Origin of the sequence: Pseudobacillus sp. 179-B 2D1 NHS, assembly GCF_045370945.1 — a bacterium.
Taxonomy (GTDB): domain Bacteria; phylum Bacillota; class Bacilli; order Bacillales; family Domibacillaceae; genus Pseudobacillus.
Genome location: NZ_JBIQDP010000052.1, coordinates 1 through 9850, shown reverse-complemented (window position 1 = coordinate 9850; position 9850 = coordinate 1). Strand labels below are relative to the sequence as shown.

Below are 9850 nucleotides of genomic sequence, written 5' to 3'. Positions count from 1 at the left end.
GAATGGCCAAAGATCTGCTGCAACATCGCCACGTCCTTCGTTCGCTGGTAAAAATGATAGCCGAACGTTTTCCTCATGGTGTGGGTGCCAATGGCCCCTTCCACCCCGCACACGCGAGAAGCCTCGTTAATGATCCTCCAAGCCGTTTGACGTCCAATGGGTACTTTCCCCTTCCGAGACGGAAACAAGGGGTCAGAATCGGCCATATGGCGCGTATATTTCTCGATTTCTTGTTTTAACGCCGCCGACATTTTGATTTTTCGTACATTCCCCGTTTTTTTCTCGCGAATCCGCAAATGTTCCGTATTTCGGACATCCATCACCCGTAACGGCAGAATGTCGCTGATCCGCAGGCCGGAATTGATGCCAAATGTAAATAAAAAATAATCTCGGTACGATTGATGCAATAAGTACTCTTTGATCATCCGGATTTTTTCAGGATCCCGGATCGGTTCGACACTATTTTGTCCTTGTTTGTTGGTCATATCGGGTTGCCTCCAGTTGCTATAAAGATCGATTATGTCTTATTCAACACAACTATATCATTCAATATGTCGCATTGAAACCCCTGCTAGGGGTTGACACCAAAGAAAAAAACCTTGGTAGACAAGGGTTTTCGTAGGGAAAGAAGGGGGGGAGCAATGCAACATAATCACTATTATGTTGCATTAAAGTCTCTTACTTACTAACTTTTTATACAAAATAATAACAAGTCCACATATTATAGCCACGCCTAAATAAGAAATAAATAAAAACCAAGGACTACCTTTCACAATTCCTCCAAATGCTACTTCATTTTGAAGATACTCAACATTTTCGAAGGCATTCGTTACATCCGGTGTATATAGTCTAGTTTTCATATAACCTATTAAGATAGGGGAAAGTATATATATCACGTGGATAATGAAAGATCCGAACAACGCTTGAATGAACGTCTTCAATAGAGCCACCTCTCAAGTTTCTTTCTATATATTCAAGTATTATCACACATATCTACCAATCTTACCTGTTTCCTATTAGCCGTCCTTGTGGCTAAAAACCCCACGTTACATGGAAGATGTTATAATGGTGCCTATAATCCGTTACAGAAAGGATGTAGCGTTATGGATGAGTTACAGCAATCGATTAAAAGGCTCTATTCTCCGGGAGAAGTAGCGTTACAGTTAAATGTTGAAAGGCAAACCATCACTAAATATGCTCGGTTATTCGAAAACGCTGGATTTGTCTTCCATAAAGATGAAAAAGGAAACAGAGGATACACCGATATAAACGTTATGATGTTCAAAGATTTAATCACTCAGAGAAACAAGCCAGGTATAACTCTTGAATCGGCAGCAAAGTCAGTAGCAGCAATATATAAAGAGAAGTCTATAACTGATACCGTTACAACCTTCCCTGCTGAAAATGAGCGTTATAACAACGTTATAGAAGAGAAGCTAGATATGCTTATGCTAGCTTTTCAAAAACAACAGGAATTGATCGAAAATCAAAATAAAATGATTCAATCTTTACAAAGTGATATTCAGAAACAAAACCATTACATAGACAACTCTTTAAAAGAACGCGATAAACAACTATTGGAAAGTATGAAATCACTCCAAGAACAAAAGAAGGAACAAGTCGAATCTATAAAGCAATTGGCCGCAGCAAAAGAAGAAAACAACCAGAGAAAAAGCTTCTTTGCACGCTTATTTGGAAAGTAAAAAGCCTTCTGACCCCAGAGGGCTGGGTCATTTTGCAGAGGAAGAGAAGGGGGAGTAATACCATTAAGCGCTTAATTATTTCACTGATGATAGGTTTATTGATTTTATCTGCTTGTAGCAAAGAAAATATAAACTATTTTCCTTCGAAGGAAGAGGCCTTGGAGGAATTCATTCAAAGCGAAGGAATTAAAGGGATTATTGACTTGATTACAACGATGAACGATGAAAAATTATTAGTAATTCAACAAGATACGAATAATTATTTTGTAGGTGAACTGTTGGAAGATAAAAAGGGCTTCGCTGTTAACAAAATATCAGACAATGTTGTCATGGAATTGGGTGGGGGTTGGGAGTTAAAAACAATTGCCAATCATAAATACACAATCTACTTCGAGAAAGAGCAAAAAAATCAGAACTTCTTCCCTTTATCGAATGGAGATTATTATATCTCACTTGTAGAAGGACATCAGATAAAAGAGGAAGACCCGATTTTCACAAATTCAATTAAGGATATTAAGGCGATAAAAGATTAATTTGGTAATCGTTAGAGAAGGTTATTTAATCACCTATATTCCAGAATCGGGCGCTTTTGCTTAACAAGCCAAATTAAAAGTCGTTTCCTTAGCGTACAGGGATTCGACTTTTTTAGGTTGAAATTTGCTTAGCGTACAAAATTTCCAAAATGTTGGCGGTACCCCAGGCAGAGAAAAATTAAAAAAATTTTTGGACCAGGCTGTTTTGGAATTAAAAAGCTCTGTATCAACATCAACTAAATAAAGCTAGTCTGAAGCTAACAATCATTCGAGCATAGCGACAATCATTTTAGGTATGAAATTTTGAAAAAAGGAATACTTAAAATGAACAGGTTGTAGGAAGAATTCTCACCAAGACAAAAACAATGTTTTTGGGGTTTGTATATACAAACCCGTAGCTTGCCCCCTATGCTGTTCTACAAGTTTAATTTTAAAAGTACGTGGAGAATTGTGAGTCATGGTATGAGGTATTCATCTAGCCTTAGAGAACTTCTTTAAATGCTTTGAAGAGTAAAATAAAGAAGAAGAGCATAAGAGAAAAATGCCCCCACTTAACGTGTGGGGTTAGGCAAAGCCTAACTTTTCAATGTGGACAAGAAAACAGCAAAAAAATACTAAAACAATAACCTACAGCCAAAGAATACCGGCTGTTTCGGCTTGATTTCTCTTTATTTATTTTGGTTTTTATGACACTATCTCCCTTCAACGTCATTCAATTTCTCATGCAGCTTGGTACCCTTTTATGAGTGTTGTTTGACTTCTTGTAAATAATTCTCTTGCTGCTTTTCTGCCTTGTAAATAATCCAACATAACAGCTACATATCCGGTACCTTTTCATGTCACATGATATGAAAACAAAAAGAATCAATTAAAAGAAAATAGTATTAATACCGCAAAGAATAAGATATTAAAGAAAAAATAAGATGAGAAGACGGGGTTTTTCGGGAAAGTTTTTGTATGGCTTTTGTATGGCTTTCCTCTTTTTTGTGACCCCATTGAAAAGTTAGGCTCTGCCTAACCCCACACGTTAAGTGGGGGCATTTTTCCCTTATGCTCTTACTTGCTTTCCAAGTATCAAATCTTTCAATTAATTTTTCAAAGACATATGCCTTCGGCACTTTATGAATCTACGAGTTATACTGTTTAAAAAGGAGTTTTTCATTTGAAAACAAAAATACTTGTTATTGTTCTATGTATTCCACTGATTTTTCTCGTAGCTTGTTCAACGGATAGCCAAATTTCAAATGATGTAAATGCTACAACTAAAGAGAGTAATGACTATGCAAGAGAGATTGCTTGGGATTTCATTAAAGAAATGGCTTGGGATGATCTCGCTAAAGAAGAGTGGCAAAGTGCGAAAGTAACAAAAATGATTGCTGATGATGATCATCAATTCTTAGGTAAATCTTATAAAGATAATTATGAAGGTAAGGAAGTATTATTGGTTTCTTTTGAAGGTACACCTTCTATATTAATCGATCCAAATACCAACAAAGTAATCGGCTATAAGTCATTAGAAAATCCTCCTGTAAAAGGTTATATTGTTGATAAGAGTAAAGATGAAGTATGGGTGATTTCCGAGATACAAAAAGAAGAAATAGTAGGTAAGAGTGAGAAAGAATTGTATGCTCTTGTGATGAGTGAAAAGTATCACGGTAAAGGTTATATGGTTGATACAAAAGATATTGATAAAGAGACTGTTTCCTCTCTTCAAGTCGGTCAAAAAGTCAGCGTGAATTATGATGTATTTGGGAATTCAGCTCCACTGCATGCACATGCTACCAATATAAAAATTGTAAAAGAATAAAATTAACATTACTCCAATTAGAATTTCTCCAGATTGAGATCACCTACTTTATTGGCGAATACGTTATACAATCCTAGTGCATATAACCTCACATTATAGGCACTGAAAAAGGATCTCCATTAGAGATCCTTTTAATTTATATTTGATTATACATCTTGTCCAACGATAATTTTCCACTCTTTTCCCTTTTGCTGAATTGGGAATGTATGCTTGCTTAAATTCCCGTTTTCAACAAATTCGACAGTAGCTTTAAACTCAGTTTCACTTACCTTCTTAAGGTTCACTATCTTAGTATCAGTAACATTTTGTTCAGAAAAAAGGATCGAGTATTGTTCCTTTTGATTTTCTTTATCTGGAAATCTTAAATCATCAGCATATTTTGTCGCTGCTGAAATATTCTTTGTTTTTATGGCTTCCAAATAATCAAATACAATACTTTCAATCTGAAGCATTGTATGTTCTTCCTCTACTTCTTGTAAGTTTCTTTTCAAAATTTCTATATTGTAATGGTTCAAGTCCGATTTAGATACATTTTCTTTTAAGTATTTCTGTAGTTCTTGTTTACTTTTGGCTTCGTCCATTACAATCCGGATCGTTGGGTCTGTATTACCTATTTCAAAGCTGAATAAACCATACTCATCAAATCCAGTGTTTAAGACAGATGCGATACGATCGGATCGAGTTTTTCCGTCATTGCTGGTAGAAACATCATCTTTGTTGCTGTAAACATTAAATACTATAACAAAGATAACAACTATCATTAAAACAGAAATAAACTTTTTCATTACATTATCTCCCTTCTAATGATACTTTACCATAATAACCCAATCGTTTATCAAACTATTTTGCCACTTTTAATTTAACAAGATCTCCAAGTATCACATGCATACTTTATACAAACCTAGTTCACATAACTTCACATTATAGGCATTAAAAAGCCCGATTGCTTAAAAGGATGGAGGCTTGAAATCCCACTTTCAAACTCATCAGTCTTTTGAAGTCCTCTTTAATTCAACGAAGTTCATTTTTACCTCCGAATTATTATTTTCTCTCCAAACAATAAAAAAAAGGAGCTTGGGCTCTTTGTCAGAGTACTCACAGTCATCCTTACATTCCCAATAAAAATAACCATGTTTATCAAATATAGGAGGACCTGCCGTAAAGTGTTCTGGACGAATATTAAAATCTGCATTTTTAATAGTGGCTTTTCCTTTATATTGAATTTCCCCCTTATAGCTTGCATTTAGTCCAACTAATTCAGAGTTGATTTTAATTAACCAGTTTTCATTTTCACCTATATAGGCTACAGTTCGCGTTTTAATTACCACTTCATGAACCGATACAACTAAGGCCAAAATAATCAATGACAAAACTAGCCTTTTCTTTTTCATAAGGGAACACCTCTACAAAAGAAAATGTAAAACCCAAGGAAAATATAATTTATTTAAATTATGAAAGGCTGCAATTTCCCTATTCCTTTTTTTCTTAATGATTGATTATATGGCCTTTTGATTGAATAAGACGTCTGGGTGTTAAATGAATAATCTATACAGCTTTCGTTGACATAACAACACAACAAGGAAGCTCCCACAAAGAAAAACCCCTTATCTCCCAAGGGGTTTCGTTTTGTTCTCTATATTTTCTCTATACAAGTTTTTATAAACCCTTGATAGATTGGCATTTCTAGTGTTCAAACAAGCCTCGTTGCTGCATAAAAAACTGCATAAAAACGACTAACTTTTCTTCATCAGTTATCCCTTACTCTTTAAATTATAGAAACATCTACTCTGGTTTTCGAATGTGCAAAGACAATCTTTTTTGCTGTCCAGAGGTATGTTTCCTTTGTATTTTTACTTTGTACATTTTCTGATCCGCCACATGGAGAAGTTCATCTAATGAGTTCCCTTCTTCTGGGTAGAGGGCATACCCAATGGAAACACCTATCTTCAAAGGGATTTTAGCCTGATGTATATGCTCAAGTATTTCTTCCTCCAACCTGTCTATTAAATGTTCTGCCTTCTCATGGGTACATCCAAGAGATATGATGACAAATTCGTCCCCACCCCAACGGGCCACAATATCAGATTTTTGAGTATGATCCAACAAAAGCATAGCTAGCTTTTTTAAAGTATAATCTCCTGTCTTATGACCAAATCGATCATTTAATTCTTTGAAATTATTGACGTCCAATATAAAAACAGCTAAAGAAGAGTGAATCCGGGCTGATTTTGCTTTGAGTTTCGTGAACCTCTTTAAAGCAAATCTTCGGTTGAAAAGCTCCGTTAAGTGATCGTGATTAGCATAAAAATTCATTTTGTCATATTGCCATCCAATAAACAATGCAATGATCGATGCAATAAGGCCTCCGACAATCTCTCTAGGAATTGATTCTCCTAAAAAGAGAATTTGTATAAATGAAAAGGCTAGAACAATGCTTATAAAACTAATCCGTCCAGTGTATTTCATGAAATTATCCTCTTTTTTCTTTTTTTTGTAAATTTACACGAATAATATCATAAAAAAAAACAATAACGCACCTTCACTTGGAATTTAATTTTCAATAGTTCTTTTCTTTCTACGTTCCTAAAACTATTCTTCACTTTATTCTCTCTTGTCCTTTTCCATCTTCTCTTCCCGATCTTCCTCTCTTACCCTCCACACTCGCTCTTCTACCCACATTACACCCACTTAACTACCTACTCCCTAACTCTTCCCCGCCTGCCAGCACTCACTACCTATCCAACTTCATGAGGAAAGGTAAGTGGGTTATTTACCTATAGTCCTGCCGAATGGTCACGGAATTCCATACTTCCATTCCGTGACCATTCGGCAGGACGGCAGACAGCCAACGGATGGCTGCAGATCAATAACCAGTGCCCGTCGGGCCAGGGAGAGAAAAGCCAAAAGTGAGTAAATTGGATGTAACCGTGCTTAACAATATTGTTTTAAGTATTAATTTACATTTGATTGACTATCTAATTTACTCTTTTTTCGTATTTAACGGTTCCTTAGTGACGCTCTTGTTGCTTAAAGGCAACTGATTTTTAAACAGGGCCATTAAGACTCCATGTACGCTCTAAATTGAGTAAAGATCGGATCGCTATTCATGATCTCTCTTCGTTTTTCAACGGTCATCATGTTTCGCAGCGTGCCAAAGAAATAGGCGTTAAAAGAGCCTTTAATATGTCTGTGTTTATGAGAAAAAATCGATTCTTTAAAAGCTTGAATGACTAACTCTGTTAATTCCTCCAAAGGCGTGCCTAAACGAGTGATTCGATAAGCCAGCATGGCTTTTCCCCATAGCTTATAGATTTCCTTTGCTTGTCCAAAGAACGGTTTAACAGCCAAAATAAAGCTCTTTGGAATATGAGAAGGCGTAAAGCTTTCATCTAAAACAGGTTCTTCCTTACGTATATATTTATTAAAAGATTTTTTTAATGGTAATGAATAGGTAGGAACTTTTTTTGCCTCTTCGTCCTTAGAGCCATAAGGGATTTCGGCGTTTTCTGTTTGGAAATCTGCTTGGAAATCACTTAGATTTAGCAGTTCTTCCCAGTATGAAAAATACGGGTGGTCCACAAATAAATGGACTGGTGCACTCCGTCCGTTTTGCTTCGTGGATCTCCGATACACGGTAAACAGCACGCCATGTTCGCGCAGCTTCTTTGCTACGTTGCGGATGGTTCTGTCAGATATATCGTGTCGATCAGCTAAATAGTCATCTTTTGCGAAGAAAAAGCCACGCTCTGAAGACAGCCAGCACATCATGTCGATGGCCTGGCGTGTTTCTTTCTTTAATCGATAATACGAATCACCGTACACCTCTTCTACTACTTTTAGTAACTTTAATTTCATAGATTGTTGTTCTTTTTGATTTGTAGCGTGTGGCTTGTAGCTCATCATTTTTTTGAATTCTTCCTTGGATAACATTCTGCTTACCGTCATGGGTTTCGTCTCCTTTAGAGGAAAACAAAAAAGACGTATTTACCGCGTAAATCGGTAAACACGTCCTTTGACTTTCTGTAAAAGGTAGACTTTTCCCTTGAAATTTACGTTTATTTATCGTAAGATACAGGCATAATAACGTAAAAAGGGTGAGAGCAAGTGTTTACCGTGGTCGTGTCACGGTGGACGGTTATAGGGGACGGCAATCCTACTATAACGCGCTTTTGCCTTTTTTACTTTTCCGTTCGATTTAATTGTCTTTATTTATAGCAAACTTTTCTCAATTCTACAAGTTAATTACTCTTAAAATTTCAAGAAGCAAAAAAACTAAGTTATTTTTTGCGGTCTGCACTTATATTGGATCGCATTACTACATTTTGAAGGATACCTACCGAAACCATAAGTAATAACAGAGAAGAACCTCCATAGCTAATAAAAGGCAAGGTAATCCCTGTTATAGGGATTAGTCCAACTACTCCTCCTGCATTAATAAATACTTGAATGCCAATCATAGAAGATATGCCAATTATCAATAGTGATCCAAAAGGATCTTTACAACGTGCAGCTAATATATAACTTCTTAAAACAATAAAACTTAAGCCTCCCAATACAAAAGAAACACCAAAAACACCGAGTTCTTCTGCTATGATAGCCAAAATAAAGTCCGTGTGAGATTCGGGAAGATATCCATATTTTTGAAAACTTTGTCCGAGACCTTGACCGGAAAGCCCTCCTGCGCCAATGGCTATAAGAGAATTAGCCAACTGATATCCAGCGTCTTCTTGAGTCTCAAAAGGTTCTATTAGACTGGTAAAACGCGATACCCGTTCCTCTGAAAGAATCGATTGTATATTTCCAGATATAATTACTAAAAAAAACATTATGATTACACTAACTATTAATAAGCTAAAAAGTTTGCTTAAGCTTTTTAAAGACATTCCAGAACAAATGATTATCGAACTAGCGATCATTAAAATAATAAGGGCAGTACCATAATCAGGTTGCATTGCAATTAAGAAGCAAATGGCCATTAGAAGTATTAAAGGAGGAAAAACGGCTTTATCTATTTGATTAATTCTGTTTTGTCGTTTTCCAAAAATAGCTGCTAAATAAATGATAATAGTCAGTTTTGAAAACTCACCAGGTTGAATAACTCTTGTTCCAATCTTAATCCAACTTTGAGCGTTTCCGGCAGTGTGCCCAATGATAAAGGTAAGAATAAGTAAAGCTACTGTTCCCCCTGTTATCCACATCAAAAAGTCTTTTCCCTGGTATGCTTTGTAAGGAAAAATCATAGCAACCAACATACCAAAAAAGCCAATAATCAAAGCACTTTTTTGTTTCTGGTAAAAATAATCAACTGGGAAATCATAACGCGCAACGGCCGATATCATGCTCGAACTATAGACCATTATTAAACCAAATAGGCATAACGCTATTGTTGTAAAAAAAATAGGGAAGTCATAAACCCTCAGCATCTTTTTCAAATAATTAATCACCTCTTTCTTTTTATACCTAAGACAATTAACCATAAAATTACCTTATTGAGAAAAAATTGCCAACAATTCAAAATAACACACACTTTTTTCACAGTCAATTTCCAGTTTATTAAATTAATTACATGAACCCCAAAACCAGTGGATTATCGTTACAAGCATTTGAATAGTAAGTGAACGCAATATTGACGTATTTAAAAATTATAGACTTTAAAGCGAAAATTCTTCTAATACTCTGTCTACCATTTCATCGTTAATGCCAATATACCGAAGTGTAATCGATGGAGACGAATGGCCAAAGATCTGCTGCAACATCGCCACGTCCTTCGTTCGCTGGTAAAAATGATAGCCGAACGTTTTCCTCAT

At 35.8% G+C, this 9850-nt stretch carries 11 protein-coding genes and 1 pseudogene; 4 read left to right on the top strand and 8 right to left on the bottom strand.

The features are described 5' to 3' along the window. Together ACH0BF_RS24665 and ACH0BF_RS24660 are read right to left on the bottom strand one after the other, a co-directional pair. Positions 1 to 485: site-specific integrase (locus ACH0BF_RS24665; RefSeq protein ID WP_406910490.1), on the bottom strand; the 485-nt coding region annotated here is incomplete at its 3' end. A 183-nt stretch (positions 486 to 668) separates the two neighbouring features. Further along, positions 669 to 941, bottom strand: a complete 273-nt coding sequence (locus ACH0BF_RS24660) for a hypothetical protein (protein ID WP_406910489.1) — start codon at positions 939 to 941, stop codon at positions 669 to 671. Positions 942 to 1103: 162 nt separating this feature from the next. Here ACH0BF_RS24660 and ACH0BF_RS24655 point away from each other — a divergent pair, with 162 nt between their 5' ends. The 3 genes from ACH0BF_RS24655 to ACH0BF_RS24645 all read left to right on the top strand — a co-directional run bounded on the left by ACH0BF_RS24655 (position 1104) and on the right by ACH0BF_RS24645 (position 4043). Then, positions 1104 to 1703 carry a tol-pal system YbgF family protein gene (locus ACH0BF_RS24655; RefSeq protein WP_406910488.1) on the top strand — a complete coding sequence of 200 codons (600 nt, stop codon included), beginning with the start codon at positions 1104 to 1106 and terminating at the stop codon, positions 1701 to 1703. 158 nt (positions 1704 to 1861) lie between these two features. Then, the gene (locus ACH0BF_RS24650) at positions 1862 to 2236 is read left to right on the top strand and encodes a hypothetical protein (protein WP_406910487.1); all 375 of its coding nucleotides are present in this window, start codon (positions 1862 to 1864) and stop codon (positions 2234 to 2236) included. A gap of 1162 nt (positions 2237 to 3398) precedes the next feature. After that, positions 3399 to 4043, top strand: a complete 645-nt coding sequence (locus ACH0BF_RS24645; RefSeq protein ID WP_406910486.1) for a DUF3221 domain-containing protein — start codon at positions 3399 to 3401, stop codon at positions 4041 to 4043. A gap of 146 nt (positions 4044 to 4189) precedes the next feature. On the opposite strand, the gene ACH0BF_RS24640 is transcribed toward ACH0BF_RS24645, so the two are convergent. The 3 genes from ACH0BF_RS24640 to ACH0BF_RS24630 all read right to left on the bottom strand — a co-directional run bounded on the left by ACH0BF_RS24640 (position 4190) and on the right by ACH0BF_RS24630 (position 6509). After that, the gene (locus ACH0BF_RS24640) at positions 4190 to 4828 is read right to left on the bottom strand and encodes a YolC/YozM family protein (RefSeq protein ID WP_406910485.1); all 639 of its coding nucleotides are present in this window, start codon (positions 4826 to 4828) and stop codon (positions 4190 to 4192) included. 201 nt (positions 4829 to 5029) lie between these two features. Next, positions 5030 to 5434 carry a hypothetical protein gene (locus ACH0BF_RS24635; RefSeq protein WP_406910484.1) on the bottom strand — a complete coding sequence of 135 codons (405 nt, stop codon included), beginning with the start codon at positions 5432 to 5434 and terminating at the stop codon, positions 5030 to 5032. A 391-nt stretch (positions 5435 to 5825) separates the two neighbouring features. After that, complete coding sequence (locus tag ACH0BF_RS24630) at positions 5826 to 6509, bottom strand: GGDEF domain-containing protein (RefSeq protein ID WP_406910483.1); 684 nt, start codon at positions 6507 to 6509, stop codon at positions 5826 to 5828. 295 nt (positions 6510 to 6804) lie between these two features. Here ACH0BF_RS24630 and ACH0BF_RS24625 point away from each other — a divergent pair, with 295 nt between their 5' ends. Further along, a complete protein-coding gene (locus tag ACH0BF_RS24625) occupies positions 6805 to 6957 on the top strand; it encodes a hypothetical protein (RefSeq protein WP_406910482.1) in 153 nt (50 codons plus the stop codon). Positions 6958 to 7100: 143 nt separating this feature from the next. Here ACH0BF_RS24625 and ACH0BF_RS24620 read toward each other — a convergent pair whose 3' ends face one another. The 3 genes and pseudogenes from ACH0BF_RS24620 to ACH0BF_RS24610 all read right to left on the bottom strand — a co-directional run. After that, positions 7101 to 7988: a transcriptional regulator gene (locus tag ACH0BF_RS24620; protein WP_406910481.1), complete on the bottom strand. Its 888-nt coding sequence runs from the start codon at positions 7986 to 7988 to the stop codon at positions 7101 to 7103. A gap of 332 nt (positions 7989 to 8320) precedes the next feature. Continuing rightward, positions 8321 to 9466 carry an FtsW/RodA/SpoVE family cell cycle protein gene (locus ACH0BF_RS24615; protein WP_406910491.1) on the bottom strand — a complete coding sequence of 382 codons (1146 nt, stop codon included), beginning with the start codon at positions 9464 to 9466 and terminating at the stop codon, positions 8321 to 8323. A gap of 228 nt (positions 9467 to 9694) precedes the next feature. Continuing rightward, positions 9695 to 9850 (bottom strand): annotated as a pseudogene (locus ACH0BF_RS24610) (site-specific integrase); the annotation flags it as partial.

Bases quoted from the DNA above. Each gene is read 5' to 3' on its own strand.
- ACH0BF_RS24640 (WP_406910485.1), bottom strand. From the start codon at position 4,828: ATGAAAAAGTTTATTTCTGTTTTAATGATAGTTGTTATCTTTGTTATA.
- ACH0BF_RS24630 (WP_406910483.1), bottom strand. From the start codon at position 6,509: ATGAAATACACTGGACGGATTAGTTTTATAAGCATTGTTCTAGCCTTT.
- ACH0BF_RS24615 (WP_406910491.1), bottom strand. From the start codon at position 9,466: ATGCTGAGGGTTTATGACTTCCCTATTTTTTTTACAACAATAGCGTTA.
- ACH0BF_RS24635 (WP_406910484.1), bottom strand. From the start codon at position 5,434: ATGAAAAAGAAAAGGCTAGTTTTGTCATTGATTATTTTGGCCTTAGTT.
- ACH0BF_RS24655 (WP_406910488.1), top strand. From the start codon at position 1,104: ATGGATGAGTTACAGCAATCGATTAAAAGGCTCTATTCTCCGGGAGAA.
- ACH0BF_RS24620 (WP_406910481.1), bottom strand. From the start codon at position 7,988: ATGACGGTAAGCAGAATGTTATCCAAGGAAGAATTCAAAAAAATGATG.